13 protein-coding genes are annotated in these 15,644 nt (G+C 39.9%); 3 read left to right on the top strand and 10 right to left on the bottom strand.

Translation table 11 applies throughout. The annotated features are described in order from the left end of the window. Nucleotides 1-60: 60 nt before the first annotated feature. Entirely contained in the window at nucleotides 61-1,536 is a 1,476-nt protein-coding gene (gene rng / locus X781_RS05260; protein WP_025235848.1) for a ribonuclease G, read from the bottom strand. Nucleotides 1,537-1,728: 192 nt separating this feature from the next. On the opposite strand from rng, the gene ycaO reads away from it, so the two are divergent. The 3 genes from ycaO (at nucleotide 1,729) to X781_RS05245 (ending at nucleotide 4,883) form a co-directional block, all read left to right on the top strand. Next, the gene (gene ycaO / locus X781_RS05255) at nucleotides 1,729-3,492 is read left to right on the top strand and encodes a 30S ribosomal protein S12 methylthiotransferase accessory factor YcaO (protein ID WP_025235847.1); all 1,764 of its coding nucleotides are present in this window, start codon (nucleotides 1,729-1,731) and stop codon (nucleotides 3,490-3,492) included. 63 nt (nucleotides 3,493-3,555) lie between these two features. Next, complete coding sequence (gene cmoB / locus X781_RS05250) at nucleotides 3,556-4,518, top strand: tRNA 5-methoxyuridine(34)/uridine 5-oxyacetic acid(34) synthase CmoB (RefSeq protein ID WP_025235846.1); 963 nt, start codon at nucleotides 3,556-3,558, stop codon at nucleotides 4,516-4,518. 113 nt (nucleotides 4,519-4,631) lie between these two features. Continuing rightward, a complete protein-coding gene (locus X781_RS05245) occupies nucleotides 4,632-4,883 on the top strand; it encodes a DinI-like family protein (protein ID WP_025235845.1) in 252 nt (83 codons plus the stop codon). A 39-nt stretch (nucleotides 4,884-4,922) separates the two neighbouring features. Here the strand turns inward: X781_RS05245 and gyrB are convergent, their stop codons facing one another. The 9 genes from gyrB to cydD all read right to left on the bottom strand — a co-directional run bounded on the left by gyrB (nucleotide 4,923) and on the right by cydD (nucleotide 15,558). Beyond that, nucleotides 4,923-7,355 carry a DNA topoisomerase (ATP-hydrolyzing) subunit B gene (gene gyrB, locus X781_RS05240; RefSeq protein WP_025235844.1) on the bottom strand — a complete coding sequence of 811 codons (2,433 nt, stop codon included), beginning with the start codon at nucleotides 7,353-7,355 and terminating at the stop codon, nucleotides 4,923-4,925. A gap of 171 nt (nucleotides 7,356-7,526) precedes the next feature. Further along, the gene (gene ubiA, locus X781_RS05235; protein ID WP_025235843.1) at nucleotides 7,527-8,402 is read right to left on the bottom strand and encodes a 4-hydroxybenzoate octaprenyltransferase; all 876 of its coding nucleotides are present in this window, start codon (nucleotides 8,400-8,402) and stop codon (nucleotides 7,527-7,529) included. Further along, nucleotides 8,395-9,156: a DeoR/GlpR family transcriptional regulator gene (locus tag X781_RS05230; RefSeq protein ID WP_025235842.1), complete on the bottom strand. Its 762-nt coding sequence runs from the start codon at nucleotides 9,154-9,156 to the stop codon at nucleotides 8,395-8,397. The genes ubiA and X781_RS05230 overlap by 8 nt, the downstream gene beginning before the upstream one ends. A 66-nt stretch (nucleotides 9,157-9,222) precedes the next feature. Further along, nucleotides 9,223-10,590, bottom strand: coding sequence for an adenylosuccinate lyase (gene purB, locus X781_RS05225; RefSeq protein WP_025235841.1), 1,368 nt, complete (start codon nucleotides 10,588-10,590; stop codon nucleotides 9,223-9,225). 33 nt (nucleotides 10,591-10,623) lie between these two features. Beyond that, nucleotides 10,624-11,253, bottom strand: coding sequence for a high frequency lysogenization protein HflD (gene hflD, locus X781_RS05220; protein WP_025235840.1), 630 nt, complete (start codon nucleotides 11,251-11,253; stop codon nucleotides 10,624-10,626). Between the two features lie 116 nt (nucleotides 11,254-11,369). Then, entirely contained in the window at nucleotides 11,370-11,780 is a 411-nt protein-coding gene (locus X781_RS05215) for a type II toxin-antitoxin system HicB family antitoxin (protein ID WP_025235839.1), read from the bottom strand. Nucleotides 11,781-11,804: 24 nt separating this feature from the next. Next, nucleotides 11,805-11,987, bottom strand: coding sequence for a type II toxin-antitoxin system HicA family toxin (locus tag X781_RS05210; protein WP_025235838.1), 183 nt, complete (start codon nucleotides 11,985-11,987; stop codon nucleotides 11,805-11,807). Between the two features lie 137 nt (nucleotides 11,988-12,124). Beyond that, complete coding sequence (gene cydC, locus X781_RS05205) at nucleotides 12,125-13,792, bottom strand: heme ABC transporter ATP-binding protein/permease CydC (RefSeq protein ID WP_025235837.1); 1,668 nt, start codon at nucleotides 13,790-13,792, stop codon at nucleotides 12,125-12,127. Continuing rightward, on the bottom strand, nucleotides 13,792-15,558 hold the full coding sequence (cydD, locus tag X781_RS05200) for a heme ABC transporter permease/ATP-binding protein CydD (protein WP_025235836.1): 1,767 nt from the start codon (nucleotides 15,556-15,558) through the stop codon (nucleotides 13,792-13,794). The genes cydC and cydD overlap by 1 nt, the downstream gene beginning before the upstream one ends. Nucleotides 15,559-15,644 lie beyond the last annotated feature (86 nt).

The following is a 15,644-nucleotide window of genomic DNA, read 5'->3' as shown; positions in this document are numbered from 1 at the left end:
TTTCGATAAATTTTGCAAAAAAAGAGGATTAAGGCTAAATAGCTTAAATCCTCTAATCAATCACATCACGACAACATCAAACTGTTCTTGATGATAATACGGCTCAACTTTTATCTCAATTTTTGATCCGATAAAGGCTTGCAATTCCGCTAATAGTGCGTGGCTTTCTTCATTAATTAAGTAATCCGCCACCTCTTTAGAGGCATAAACGTGCATTTTTTCTGCTTTGAATAAATGATGAACTCGCACAATTTCACGCATAATTTCATAACAAACTGTTTCAACTGTTTTCACCGTACCTCGTCCTTGACACTCTGGGCAATCACAGCAAAGAATGCGTTCTAAACTTTCACGCGTACGTTTACGCGTCATTTCAACCAAACCAAGCTGGGTAAAACCATTAACATTGGTTTTTACTCTATCACCTTTTAATGCATCTTGTAACGACTGCAACACCAAATTGCGATGTTCTTCCTCTTGCATATCAATAAAATCAATAATGATAATACCACCTAAATTGCGTAACTGGAGCTGATGTGCAATTGCCTGCGTGGCTTCAATATTCGTATTGAAAATGGTGTGAGCGAGATTTCTATGTCCGACAAACGCTCCTGTATTGATGTCAATCGTTGTCATCGCCTCTGTTTGTTCAATAATCAGATAACCGCCTGATTTTAGGTTTACCCGTTTATTAAGTGCTTTCTGAATAGACTCTTCTACACCATAAGCATCAAATAAGGTTTTTGCTCCGGTGTATAAACTCACAGAATTCGTCAGTTCCGGCATAAACTCGGTTAAAAACTCTTTAACTTGCTCGCAGGTAATTTTGGAATCGATCCAAACTGCGTTAATATGCGTACCGATAAAATCTCTCAATACACGTTGAGCCAACGCCAACTCACCATAAAGCATTGATTTAGCAGGATACTTCGTCTTACGTTCCAACACTTTACGCCATAAGCGTTTTAGAAATGCCACATCTTGCTTTAAACTTTCTTCGCTTGCTTCTTCCGCTGCTGTACGAACAATAAATCCGCCTAATTCATCGCAATAAGGCTCAACCAATGCTTTTAAACGCTCACGTTCTGCCTCACTTTCAATACGTTGTGAAACCCCAACGTGGCTATTTTCAGGCATAAAAACTAAATAGCGAGAAGGCAAAGTAATATCCGTAGTCAGTCTCGCTCCTTTGGTACCAATCGGATCTTTAACGACTTGAACAACAATATCTTGTCCTTCACGAACCAACTCAGCAATATCTTTTACCAAAAATTGCTTTTTCTCATTTTCATCAACACATTCCGTGTGAGAAACAATATCTGAAGCGTGCAAAAAAGCCGCTTTTTCTAAACCAATATCCACAAAAGCAGATTGCATTCCAGGCAATACTCGAGTTACACGCCCTTTGTAAATATTTCCCACAATGCCACGTTTTGCCTCACGTTCAATGTGGAGTTCTTTTAGTAAGCCGTTTTCAACCAATGCTACCCTTGTCTCACTCGGGGTTACATTGACTAATAATTCTGTTCCACTCATCGTTTATCTCTAGCTATAAAATTAAATTGTAATAAGTGTATCACTTTGCTTTTAAGAAAAAAATTAAATCACTCAATTTCTTACTTACTCGAAAAAGTAAATACTCTACAAGCGGTTATTTTTATGAGTTTTTTTGCAATTTTTCCTAAATTTTGCTATTTTCTACCACAAATTTTTAACAAGAGAAAAATGATGACTGAACAAACTTTTATTACCGGTAAAGATGCTGCACTTGAAGACAGTATTTCTACCTTTCAACATAAATTAAAAACGCTTGGTTTTAACATTGAAGAAGCGTCTTGGTTAAACCCTGTTCCGAATGTGTGGTCGGTGCATATTCGTGATGCGGACTGTCCGCAATGTTTCTCAAATGGTAAAGGGGCAAGTAAAAAAGCGGCGTTGGCTTCTGCGTTAGGCGAATATTTTGAGCGTTTATCCACTAACTATTTCTGGGCGGATTTCTATTTAGGTCAAGAAATTGCGAATAGTGATTTTGTACACTATCCAACTGAAAAATGGTTCCCAATTGAAGATGAAGATGTGCCGCCACCGGAAATGATGGACGATTTCCTTTGGGAATATTTCGACCCGAATGGCGAACTTACGCCGGAATTATTGGTTGATTTGCAATCAGGAAATTACGATCGTGGTATCGTAACATTGCCTTATGTTCGCCAATCGGATAATCAAACGGTTTATATTCCGCAAAGCATTATCGGCAACTTATTTGTGTCAAACGGTATGTCGGCAGGTAACACAAAAAACGAAGCCCGTGTACAAGGTTTATCAGAAGTATTCGAGCGTTTCGTAAAACATCGTATCATTACCGAAGCAATCAGCTTGCCTGAAATTCCACAATCGGTAATTGATGGTTACTCGACAATCAAAGCTTCTATCGAAAAACTAGAGCAAGAAGGCTTCCCGATCCTTTGTTATGATGCTTCATTAGGCGGTGAATTCCCAGTGATTTGTGTGATTTTACTCAATCCACAAAACGGCACTTGTTTTGCTTCTTTCGGAGCTCATCCGAATTTCCAAGTTGCCTTTGAGCGTACCGTAACCGAGCTTCTACAAGGTCGTAGCTTAAAAGATTTAGATGTGTTTGCTCCACCATCTTTCAATAATGATGATGTGGCAGATCACGCTAATATGGAAACCCATTTTATTGATTCAAGCGGTCTAATTTCGTGGGATCTTTTCAAACGTGATGCAGATTATCCGTTTGTGCATTGGGATTTCTCAGGCACTACCGAGCAAGAATTCAATAATATGATCTCGATTTTCAATAAGCATAATCAGCCTGTTTATATTATGGATTACGAGCATTTAGGCGTATACGCTTGTCGTATCTTAGCTCCGGGAATGTCGAATATTTACCCAAGCGATGACTTAATTTACGCTAACAACAATATGGGTATGGATTGGCGTGAAATCTTGTTAGATTTGCCACATTTCCATCACGATGCCGAAACTTATCAAGAATTACTGGATGAGTTAGACGAACAAAGCATTGATGATTTAACCCGTGTGCGTGAGTTTATCGGTGTGGTTGCAGAAAAAGGTTCAGCAATGCAAACCTTGCGTATCGGCGAGCTGAAATCAATGCTTCACTTGGCTCTCGGCAACTTAGAGCAAGCGTTGGATTGGGCAAACTGGACAGCAAATATGAACGCCAGCGTGTTCACCGCAGAACGCAACAATTACTACCGCTGCTTAATCAGCACCATTGAGTTATTCCTTGATGAAAATCGTGAGCCGGCTCAATACCGTTCCGTATTCGAGAAAATGTATGGTGTTGAGGCGGTAGAATTTGCCTGGAATGCCGTGCAAGGTGGTAATCCGTTTAACGGTTTAACCGCTTCTGATGAAACGCTAGAAAATATGATCGCTCATCAGAAATTACTCAATGCTTACCGCAAAGTGCAAAAAGCGAAAGTAAATCCGATTGCAAGATAATTTATCCCCCCTCTTTCCCATTAAAAGGAAAGAGGGATTTTTCTAACAACAAGTTTAATTCCAATGATCAACTTCCGTCCTTTTTATCAACAAATTGCAACGACTTCCCTATCTGCTTGGCTTGAAACCTTACCCTTGCAATTAAAACAATGGGAAAAAACCACCCACGCTGATTATGCAAAATGGGCAAAAGTTGCAGATTTTTTACCAAATTCAACCGCTTGTATCAACCTAAAAGATAAGGTGGAATCCATTCCAACCCAGCCGTTATCTGAGGGCGAAATCAAGCAAATTACCCATCACTTAAAACAGCTGATGCCTTGGCGTAAAGGTCCGTACCACTTGCACGGTATCCATATTGACACTGAATGGCGTTCCGATTTCAAATGGGATCGTGTATTACCTCACCTTGCTCCACTTGAAGGAAGAACGATTTTAGACGTTGGTTGTGGCAGCGGTTATCATATGTGGCGAATGGTGGGCGAAGGGGCAAAAATGGTGGTAGGCATTGACCCAACCGAACTTTTCCTCTGTCAATTTGAAGCGGTAAGAAAACTACTCGGCAATGATAGACGAGCAAATCTCATTCCGCTCGGTATCGAACAAATGCAACCACTTGCCGCTTTTGATACCGTCTTTTCTATGGGCGTACTTTATCATCGTAAATCACCACTCGACCACCTTTCTCAGCTCAAAGCTCAGCTTGTAAAAGGCGGAGAATTAGTATTGGAAACCTTAGTGATTGACGGTGATGTGAATGATGTTTTAGTGCCAGCTGACCGTTATGCAAAAATGAAAAACGTCTATTTCATTCCTTCTGTACCAGCTCTGATTAATTGGTTGGAAAAAGTAGGCTTTAAGAATGTACGTTGTGTTGATGAAGCCATTACTACCCTTGAAGAGCAACGAAAAACCGATTGGTTGGAAAATGAGAGTTTAGTGGATTTCTTAGATCCTAACGATCATAGTAAAACCATTGAAGGCTACCTGGCACCGAAGCGAGCGGTTATTTTGGCTAATGCTTAAAGAATAAAAGCTATTTTATTAAAAAACACTGTAAATTATTACACCATTTTATTGACATCAAAATTCTCACTCATTATACTGTATTTAAAACCAGTTAATATGGTGAGAATATTATGAAAACACTTGATATACGCTTTGTTAAAGAGCACGATAAAAAAAGACTTGCCGAGCAAGAAAAAACAATAGAGAAGCTTACTCAACGACTTCCGGATCGGATTGCCGAAAAGTTTTCAGATGTGAATATAAGAGTGCGATTTTCTAGTTCGTCCGGCTTTGATGTATCAGGCTTTAAAGGCGACGAGAGAGAGGAATTTTTAGCCTTTTTAGAAGAAATATGGGACGATCCATTTCTCCTTGATGATTAAATCTTGATACAAAAAAGTCCGCATATAGCGGACTTTTTATTAGACATCAATCTGAGCATACAACGCATTGCTTTCAATGAAATCTCGGCGAGGTTCAACTTCATCGCCCATTAGCGTGCTGAATAGTTTGTCTGCAGCAATCGCATCGGTAATGTTTACTTGTAACATTTTACGAGCCACCGGATCCATTGTGGTTTCCCACAATTGCTCAGGGTTCATTTCACCTAATCCCTTATAACGTTGAATGGTTAAACCTTTGCGGGATTCTTTCACTAACCAATCTAAGGCTTCCGCAAAACTGCTGATTTCTTGACGGCGTTCGCCACGCACCACATAGGCGGAATCTGAGAGTAAATCATTCAATTCATTACCTAAGGCGACAATACGAGCATATTCATTACTGCTGATAAAGTTGAAATCTAAGCTGTAGGTTGTATCCATACCGTGAGTAGTAACCACAATTTCAGCTTCATAAATTTGGCGTTCTTCATTAAAGACTATGCTGGCACGATAGAAACTGCCACCGACCTCTTTTTCCATTAATTTCGCTACAAACTGCTCGCTCCAAGAGGTCATATTTGCTTGATTTTTTGCAAATTCTGCTGAAAGCGGTTTTGAGTAAATTAATTCGTTAAGTAATAATGTTGGGTAACGGCGGCTTAAACGTTCAATCAATTTTTGCACGTTGTTGTATTGCGAAATCAGATTCTCTAACGCTACGCCACTTAATGCCGGAGCATCTTCGCTAACGTATAATCCTGCCCCTTCTAACGCAATGTCGATTTCATATTGTGACATCTCTTCGTTATCTTGAATATAACGCTCTTGTTTGCCTTTTTTCACTTTGTAAAGTGGTGGCTGAGCAATATAGATATAACCATTTTCGATCAATTCAGGCATTTGGCGATAGAAGAATGTCAATAAAAGCGTACGAATGTGAGCACCGTCCACGTCCGCATCGGTCATAATAATGATTTTGTGATAACGCAATTTTTCGATATTGTAATCATCACGCCCAATGCCCGTGCCAAGTGCGGTGATGAGCGTTGCCACTTCTTGCGAAGAGAGCATTTTATCAAAGCGAGCTTTCTCCACATTCAAGATTTTCCCTTTTAACGGCAAAATCGCTTGGTTTTTACGGTCACGCCCTTGCTTCGCCGAACCACCCGCAGAGTCCCCCTCCACTAAGTAAAGCTCAGATAATGCTGGATCTTTTTCCTGACAATCCGCCAATTTGCCCGGCAAGCCTCCTAAATCTAACGCCCCTTTGCGGCGTGTCATTTCACGGGCTTTGCGAGCGGCTTCTCTGGCACGAGCGGCATCAATAATTTTGGTCACGATATTTTTTGCATCGTCCGGATTTTCCGCCAAGTAATCCGCTAAGGCTTCGTTCATTGAACTTTCCACCGCTCCACGCACTTCAGAAGAAACCAGTTTATCTTTAGTTTGTGATGAGAATTTTGGATCCGGCACTTTCACCGAAATCACCGCCACCAAGCCCTCACGAGCATCATCGCCTGAAGCATCAATATTCGCATCGGCTTTTTTCAGCACACCGCTGTTATCCATATAGTTTTTCAAGGCACGAGTTAATGCCCCACGGAAACCGGCTAAGTGCGTACCGCCATCACGCTGTGGAATGTTGTTGGTGAAGCAGTACACGTTTTCGTTGTAGCTGTCGTTCCATTGCAATGAAATTTCCACCCCAATGCCGTCTTTTTCGGTTGAGAGATAGAATGGCGTGTTATGAATATGGGTTTTGCCTTCGTTTAAATATTCCACATAGGCTTTAATACCACCTTCATATTTGAAATGCTCTTCCTTGCCATCACGCTCATCAATCAGTTTGATGGAAACACCTGAGTTTAAAAACGATAATTCACGCAAGCGTTTAGATAAAATTTTATATTCAAATTCGGTTTTGTTTTTGAAGATCTCTAAGCTTGGCCAGAAACGGACAGAAGTACCGGTTTTTTCCGTATTACCGATGACAGCTAATGGTGCATCCGGCTCACCTAAGCTATAAAATTGCTCGTGAACGTGTCCTTCACGGCGAATCGTCAGTTGTAATTTAGAAGAAAGAGCGTTTACCACTGACACCCCCACACCGTGCAAACCGCCCGATACTTTATAAGAGTTATCGTCAAATTTACCGCCGGCGTGAAGAACGGTCATAATCACTTCTGCCGCAGACACGCCCTCTTCAGGGTGAATACCAACAGGAATACCACGACCATCATCTTGTACAGAAACCGAATTATCGGAGTGAATGGTAACAATAATGTCTTTACAATGCCCGGCTAACGCTTCATCAATGGCATTATCCACAACCTCAAACACCATATGGTGTAAGCCCGTACCGTCATCGGTGTCGCCGATATACATTCCCGGGCGTTTACGCACGGCATCTAAGCCTCGTAACACCTTAATACTGGAAGAATCATAACTGGTTGGTTGAGTTTGTTCAGACATTGTTATTCCTACTAATTTAAAATCGAAAAAAATTGTGCTGATTATAGCAGAAAAATGCGAGAAAGTATCGTAAAACAAGCGGTTAAATTTCATCTGGAATTTGCAAATTCCTAAAGAAATTTAACCGCTTGTGATGATGTGAGGCGATGATTATTCGTCCGATTAGAGAGATTAAAAATAAATCCCCACCAAAATCGCAGCAAACACGCCTAAACCGAAATAATGGTTATTCAAGAATGCTTTAAAACATTCGCTGCGTTCTCGTTTTTTAGTGAGCCAGCATTGATAGATAAACAGTGTTGCACTTAATGCTAATACGATGAAATAACCAATATTATACTCTTGTACAATGCCGACTAAAGTCAATAATATCAAAGTAATAAACTGTAAGAGTGCAATAATTTTATTATCGTATTGGGCAAATAAAATGGCGGTGGATTTCACCCCAATTCGCAAGTCATCATCACGATCCACCATTGCATATTGGGTATCATAAGCGACTGTCCAAGCGAGATTGGCGAAAAACAACAACCAACATTCTAATGGAAGAGCTTCACTTACCGCCCCAAATGCCATCGGGATAGCCCAACCAAACGCCATTCCCAAAACCACTTGCGGCAAATGAGTAAAGCGTTTCATAAAGGGATAAACCACCGCCAAAAACACTGCAACAAACGAAAGCAAAAAGGCGTAACGGTTGAGCAACAAATCCAGCCCAAATGCCATTAGTAACAAAATCGCAAAAATGATTTTCGCCTCAGTCGTCGAAACTCGCCCTGTAGCGAGCGGGCGTTGCGAAGTACGTTTGACGTGTCCGTCAATCTCTCTATCTGCATAATCATTAATCACACAACCTGCCGCACGCATTACTATTACACCAAGTGTAAAAATCAGCAAAATAGAAAGTGGCGGCATTCCGTCAGATGCCACAAATAACGCCCATAACGTTGGGTGAAGCAATAACAGTGTGCCGATGGGCTTATCGAACCGCATTAATTGAGCATATGCAATCCATTTTTGTTTAGAGAAAAAACTGCCTTTATTCATTACAAATTTTAACGATAACGTCTGATTGACTTAAATGATTTTGTAATTCTAACGGCAAATCAGTATCTGTAAACAAATAATTTACTTCTTTCACATTCCCCAAACGAACCATCGCATTACGGCTGAATTTTGAGTGGTCAGTAACCAATAGAACCTGTCTGGAGCATTCCATTAATGCTCTTTTTACCTGTACTTCGTGATAATCATAATCCAGCATTGAGCCGTCTAAATCTACCGCACTAATACCTAAAATACCGAAATCTAAACGGAATTGATTGATAAAACGCACCGTTTCTTCGCCAATTAATCCACCATCGCTTCGTAAATTCCCCCCTGCAACGGTAATTTGGCAATCCGGATTTTTCATTAAAATATGTGCTGCATTCAGATTATTCGTTACTACTTTTAAATTTTTATGTGAAAGTAGTGCCAATGCAACAGCTTCTGATGTTGTACCAATATCTAAAAATACAGATGCCCCGTTCGGAATAAGCTTTGCTACTTGTTGAGCAATCGCATTCTTCTCTTGAGAGAAAAATTGCTTACGGTGCGTATAATCACTGTTTTCGGTGTTAGAGGGGGCAGCAGCTCCACCGTGATGGCGGCGAATGAGATTATTTTCTGCCATCTCATTTAAATCACGACGAATTGTTTGTGGACTCACATTCATTTGAGCCACTAGCTCTTCCGTGCTGACATACCCCAGCTGATTAACGAGCTCAATAATTCTTTTATGTCTATTTGCCTGTTTCATATTATTTCCTTTGCAAAAAAGGATCAGAAAAAGACCGCTTGCAAGCGGTCTTTTTTGCGTTAAATTTTACAATTTATCAACGAGCTCGACAGCATAGCCGATATAGGTTGCCGGTGTCATCTCTTTTAAGCGGGCTTTCTCATTTTCAGGAATGTCCAACTTCTCAATGAACTCACGCATTGCCGTTTCATCAACACGTTTACCACGCGTTAATTCTTTCAGCTTCTCGTACGGTTTTTCAATGCCATAACGACGCATTACCGTTTGAATTGGCTCAGCTAGCACTTCCCAGTTTTGGTTGAGTTCATCACGCAAGTGCTGCTCGTTTACTTCTAATTTGCTGATGCCTTTTAAAGTTGAAGCGTAAGCAATTAACGCATAACCTAAACCTACACCTAAATTACGCAGTACCGTTGAATCGGTTAAATCACGCTGCCAGCGAGAGATTGGGAGTTTTTGTCCTAAATGTGCCATTACCGCATTCGCTAAACCTAAATTACCTTCTGAGTTCTCAAAGTCAATCGGATTCACTTTGTGCGGCATTGTGCTTGAGCCAATTTCACCTGCAACTGTACGTTGTTTGAAGTGATTTAACGCAATGTACCCCCACATATCACGGTCGAAATCAATAATGATAGTGTTAAAACGTGCCACACAATCAAAGAATTCAGCGATATAGTCGTGCGGTTCAATTTGCGTAGTGTACGGGTTCCAAGTAACACCTAAAGATTCCACAAATTCTTGGCTGAAAGTGTGCCAATCAATTTCAGGATAAGCCGATAAATGAGCATTGTAGTTACCTACTGCACCGTTGATTTTGCCTAAGATTTCTAAATTTTCTAATTGTTTATATTGACGTTGTAAACGATAAGCCACATTTGCCATCTCTTTACCAATAGTTGTTGGGCTTGCCGGCTGACCGTGCGTGCGGGAAAGCAACGGAATATGTTGATAACGCTTGGCTAAATCAACGATGGCATCAATTAATTTTTTCCATTCCGGCAATAACACCTCTTCACGAGCCGTTTTAAGCATTAAAGCGTGTGAAGTATTATTGATATCTTCCGAAGTACAGGCAAAATGAATAAATTCATTCACCACTTGTAACTCAGGTAAGGCTTCACATTTTTCTTTTAGGAAATACTCCACCGCTTTTACATCGTGGTTAGTTGTGCGTTCGATAGTTTTGATTCGATTTGCATCATCTAACGAAAAATTTGCCACAATTTGGTCTAGGTAATCGTTTGCTTTTTCTGAAAAAGCGGGAACTTCCTTAATTTGTGCGTGAGATGCCAATTTTTGTAACCAGCGAACCTCAACCTCTACACGGAATTTTAATAAACCAAATTCACTGAAAATTGGGCGAAGGCTAGACACTTTGTCTTGATAACGCCCATCAATTGGGGATAACGCGGTTAAAGCAGTAAGTTCCATTATTTAGTGTTCTCCAAAATAATAAATGTTCGGTTAAATTTGACGATAAAGCTGTTGAGCTTGGTTAAAAATTTTCTTGCGTGAAAATAAAAATTGCCAGCGACTACCACCCACCTGTTGCCATAAAATCGCAGCACGAATACCGGCAAGTAAGGAGGCTCGAATTTTGTGTTGAATATCAGGACGAACCAAGTAATCTTGCATTCCCATCACGTGAATTTTCGTGCCTAACGGGCTGATAATATCACTGTAAATTGCGGCTAAATTAGCAATCATTTGATCGGCTAAAACATCATCTTCATATAATGGCAATTGGCGTTCAATTTGTTGTAAACGCTGGGCTAGTTGTTGTTTGGCTTCAGGTTTTTTATCTAATTTTTGACTAAGAGCAATCAGGCTTATCCAATAACGCCCGACTTCAGTATCTAGCTTACCATTGCCGCCACCTGTTTGAGATAATGCCGTTTCCAACCCCATTTTGAGATGAGAAAGGTCATCGCCAAATACACTTAGCGTAGTTTCGGGCTGAGTAACTAATAAGCTACGCATAGATTGCCTAAACGCATCTCTATCTGCCGTGCCTTTATGTGCAAATTGCTGCACTAAATTCGCCGCTTGGCATACGCCTGCATACGCAATAGTAATATCGTGATAATCTGCCATTTTATAAAATCAGTCTTATTTCAAAATTGAGGGAGAATATAGCATTTTTTAGCTTTCTTTTGAATGGTAAAAAGCATTTACCGAGAGAAAAAGATAAATGCCTTAATTTCAAAACGCTAGTAATTTGTTAAAATACGTTCACTTGCCACTTGAGCTAAAAAACCGCTTCGGGTTTTATACACTGGATTTTTAGCAACAAACTCATCAATACGGCGAATGAGTAATGACGGTAAAGTCACATTGATTTTTTCAGTTTTTCCCATTAAATGAGTTAAATCTACATCTACTAAAGCGAAAATAAAATCTTTGTATTCAGGATTATTTTTATGATTTTCAAGTGCTGTCGGTTGTGGGATAACTTCACCATCTTCAATTAATGTTTCAATATGGAATAAAATAGCCTCTTTAGCATTATTAAAAGCCTCTTCTAATGTATCTCCTGCTGAAAAACAGCCTTTCACATCAGGAACAATGACTCCATAGGATGGTTTTTCATTCCCTATTTCAATTGCAATAGGATATAACATCATTTTACTCCTTAATAGCTTAAACTATTCCAGACCAGCTTGTTTTAATATTGACTTAACTGTCGCAGTAGGTAAATCTTTTTTCGGATGAGGAAACGTTACACGACCTTTTTTAGTTGAGTGTTTATATTGATGATGACTACCTTTAATTCCAACTAAAAACCAACCGTCTGCAACGATTAATTTTACTAAACTTCGACTATCCATAAATGCCTCGTCTAGGTTTAATAGAGTTACTATAACTCTATTAGTGACAATTACAACAATTTATTAATAGTCTCTCGTTTTAATATGTTATAAACAACTGTAGAAACCTCACTTTTCGATCCACATCACAAAAATAATTATCCAACCAATCGCCCATTGTCCATTCGATAAACCAGATCAAATTTATCCAATCCACTTTGTCTGTGGGTAATCATCAGTAATGTTCTTTCTGCACAGTGAGTTAGAATGAGATTTAAGATCTGCTGTTCGGTTTCACGATCTAGCCCTTCGGTTGGTTCATCTAGTAGCACTAACTCAGCTGAACTTAGTAATAAACGAGCAAGCCCTAAGCGGCGTTGTTCTCCCCCTGAAAGCGGTCTGCCTCCTTCGCCGAGCCAAAGTTTTAACCCTTCAGTTTCAAGTAAGTAGCCTAAGCCGACTTTTTGCACGACGTCAATCATTTGCTCATCGGTGGCTGTTGCGTTTCCCATTAATAAATTATCACGCAACGTTTGGCTGAAAATATGCACACGCTGGCTTAAGGTAACTAATTTTGAACGCAAAATATTTTCCGAGAAATCTTCAATTTTGCAATTATTAAGCCAAATTTGACCGCTTGTTGGGTCATAATTGCGGTTTAATAATTGAAAAATAGTGGATTTTCCGCTTCCTGTTTTACCTAAAATCGCAACTTTTTGCCCTTTTAGCACTTCAAAAGAGAGATTATTTAATACTTGCTGCTCGCCATTCAAATACGCAAAATTAACATTTTCAAAGCGTACAAGCGGTTGATTTTTCACTAAATTTTGCCATTGTGCCGTGCCATTAAATTGTACACTTGGCTGCTGCTCAGTAATTTCATTAATGCGTTCTGCGGCAGTAATCACTTGCCCTAGATGTAAAAATGCGATGCCGATTGGGGTAAGAATTTCAGCTGATGCCATTACACAGAAAACCACCAATGCAATTAAGGCTTCAGGGTATTTCGCTGTTGGCACATTAATTGCAGTAGAAGCCAAGTAGATCACAACACAAGTCAAAATACCGTTTGAAAGCATTAACAAGCTATTCGATAACCCCGAAAGTCGGCTCTCCTTGCTTTGTGCATTGAGCCATTGGCGTTCGGTTTGTTGCAATTTTTCACCAGCTTGGTTTAAATTGCCGAATAATAAAAATTCTGCATTCAACTGCACCCATTCAATAAATTGGCTACGGTAGTTAGCTCGATTTTGGATAGCATCTCGCCCTAATTTCAACCCTAAGTGATAAAACACTGTTGGGATAACAATGAGCAAAGCCAGTAGCGTGCCACAAATAATCAGCATTAATGGTACGGAAACAAATGACAAGCCAATTGCCATAAACAGGATAATCATTACCGCACTCACAAAGGGTGAGACAAGGTTGAGATAAAGCGTATCAAGCGTATCTACATCTGCAACCAATCGGTTCAACAATTCGCTATTTCTGAAACGGTTTAAACCGCTTGGGCTAAGTGGAATCAGCTTTTTAAATACACTCACACGTAAGTTTGCCAACACACGGAAGGTTGCATCGTGTGTAACCAGTTTTTCAAAGTAGCGTGAAGCGGTACGGAAAATCGCTAAGCCTCTTACCCCTCCGGCAGGGTAAAAGAAATTAAAAATAATCGCATTAGCCGCTAAAAAAGAAGCCGCTAAAAACCAACCTGATAGGCTTAATAAACCAATACTTGCCGCTAAACCTAAAATTGCCAGTACAATACCTAATAACAAACGCCCAAAATGAGTTTGATAGAGAGAAAAGAATGGGAATAATGATTTCATTAGATTTCTCCCTGATGAACTAATTCATTACGCAATAATTCGGCAAAAAAGCCTGTATGTTCTAATTCACTAAAGCTACCTTTCTGGATAATCTGCCCTTGTTTCATTACCCAAATTTCATCGCATTGGGTTAAATCTTCCACTCGGTGGGTAATCATCAAGGTCGTTTGCTCTCGGCTTAAATGGTGTAATGCTTCCAGCACTTGCTGCTCGGAGTCCATATCTAAGCTCGCTGTTGGTTCATCAAGTAGCAATAATTCATATGGGCGTAACAAGGCTCTGGCAATCGCAATACGTTGGGCTTGTCCACCTGAAATACCGATATTACTATCTTGCACCTGATGTCCTAAACCTAAACGAGAGACAAATTCGTCCACTTTCGATAAACGTAAGGCTTGCGTAATTTCAGCTTCAGTTGCGATTGTGTTGCCCAGTAAAATGTTCTCTTTTAAGCTGCCTCGTATTAATTGTGGATTCTGCCCTACCCACGCTAATTTCGACCTCCATTCGGTTAAATTCAGTTCACGCAATTCCGCACCATTAATTTTAACCGATCCTTCATAAGGCAAGAAACCAAGCAACATATTCATCAACGAACTCTTACCTGCCCCACTTTGTCCGACTAACGCAATATGTTGATGTGGATTTATTTTGAAATTCAGTGGCTGTGTTAAGGCTTTGCCTTGAGGCGAGAGAATTACACATTCTTGAGCTTCAATCACAAGCGGTCGATTTTCTATTGATTTTTGCACATTATTCGATTGCGTTTTTACCTCCTCTTTTAGGAAGGCTTCAATGCTATCTGCCGCACCGATTGCTGCTGCTTTATCGTGATAGAACACACCCAATTCACGCATAGGTTGATAAAATTCAGGGGCTAACATTAAGCAGAAAAAGCCAATGAATAAGCTAACGCCTGTGCCGTAATAGCCGAAATCCAGCTCACCTAAAAAGATAAAGCCGAAATAAACCGCCATTACCGCAATGGATACAGAGGTAAAAAACTCCAACACCGCAGAGGATAAAAATGCCATTTTTAACACGTCCATCGTGCTGGTGCGAAAATCTTCAGTACTTTGGTAAATTTGCTCAGTTTGTTTTTCCGCTTGCCCAAATAAACGAATGGTTTCCAAGCCTTTCAATTTATCTAAAAATTGACCACTTATACGAGAAAGAATACCGATGTTGCGTTGATTTGCCTCAACGGCTTTCATACCTGCCAAAATCATAAATAGCGGTAATAACGGCATAGTGGCAAACAGAATTACACCAGCCGCCAAGTTGATTGGGAAGACAAAACAGAGGATCACAAGCGGTATAATTAACGATAAAAATTGCTGTGGTAAATAACGAGCATAGAAATTGTGCAAATTTTCTACTTGTTCCAACATTAAGGTAGCCCAACTACCTGCCGGTTTTTGTTGTAGGCTCATTGGTCCAACCGCTTCCATCTTCGCTAAAATTTGCTTGCGAAGATGCAAACGTAATGTCTGCCCGGCTTTAAAACCCACACGCTCACGCAGAAAAATCAATAATGCTCTGCCAGCAAAACAGCCGAATAATAAAACAATTTCGCTTATAAAAATGTTGGGAGACTGTTTTTCTACAATCATTTTTTGTAGCATTGTTGCCAATAGCCACATCTGCCCAATCATAAATAAACTACTGAATATCCCTAACAGTACGTTTAAGTGCATATATTTTTTAATGACTTTTTGCTGACTTTTAAGCCATTTCTGCAATTCACGTTGGCGTTGTTTTTCCATAATTTGTAAATTTTTTTATTTTTTCGACCGCTTGTAGATAAAGTTGCCATTTTACTATAAAGCCAAAAGGTTGTTAATGCTCTGAT

The organism is Mannheimia sp. USDA-ARS-USMARC-1261 (genome assembly GCF_000521605.1).
GTDB lineage: Bacteria > Pseudomonadota > Gammaproteobacteria > Enterobacterales > Pasteurellaceae > Mannheimia > Mannheimia indoligenes.
This window is presented reverse-complemented; position numbering and strand designations above follow the sequence as displayed.

Coding starts and splice junctions, on each gene's coding strand:
- X781_RS05245 (WP_025235845.1), top strand. CDS start 4,632: ATGAAAACACTTGATATACGCTTTGTTAAAGAGCACGATAAAAAAAGA.
- hflD (WP_025235840.1), bottom strand. CDS start 11,253: ATGGCAGATTATCACGATATTACTATTGCGTATGCAGGCGTATGCCAA.
- ubiA (WP_025235843.1), bottom strand. CDS start 8,402: ATGAATAAAGGCAGTTTTTTCTCTAAACAAAAATGGATTGCATATGCT.
- rng (WP_025235848.1), bottom strand. CDS start 1,536: ATGAGTGGAACAGAATTATTAGTCAATGTAACCCCGAGTGAGACAAGG.
- cydD (WP_025235836.1), bottom strand. CDS start 15,558: ATGGAAAAACAACGCCAACGTGAATTGCAGAAATGGCTTAAAAGTCAG.
- X781_RS05230 (WP_025235842.1), bottom strand. CDS start 9,156: ATGAAACAGGCAAATAGACATAAAAGAATTATTGAGCTCGTTAATCAG.
- X781_RS05210 (WP_025235838.1), bottom strand. CDS start 11,987: ATGGATAGTCGAAGTTTAGTAAAATTAATCGTTGCAGACGGTTGGTTT.
- purB (WP_025235841.1), bottom strand. CDS start 10,590: ATGGAACTTACTGCTTTAACCGCGTTATCCCCAATTGATGGGCGTTAT.
- ycaO (WP_025235847.1), top strand. CDS start 1,729: ATGACTGAACAAACTTTTATTACCGGTAAAGATGCTGCACTTGAAGAC.
- X781_RS05215 (WP_025235839.1), bottom strand. CDS start 11,780: ATGTTATATCCTATTGCAATTGAAATAGGGAATGAAAAACCATCCTAT.
- cydC (WP_025235837.1), bottom strand. CDS start 13,792: ATGAAATCATTATTCCCATTCTTTTCTCTCTATCAAACTCATTTTGGG.
- cmoB (WP_025235846.1), top strand. CDS start 3,556: ATGATCAACTTCCGTCCTTTTTATCAACAAATTGCAACGACTTCCCTA.
- gyrB (WP_025235844.1), bottom strand. CDS start 7,355: ATGTCTGAACAAACTCAACCAACCAGTTATGATTCTTCCAGTATTAAG.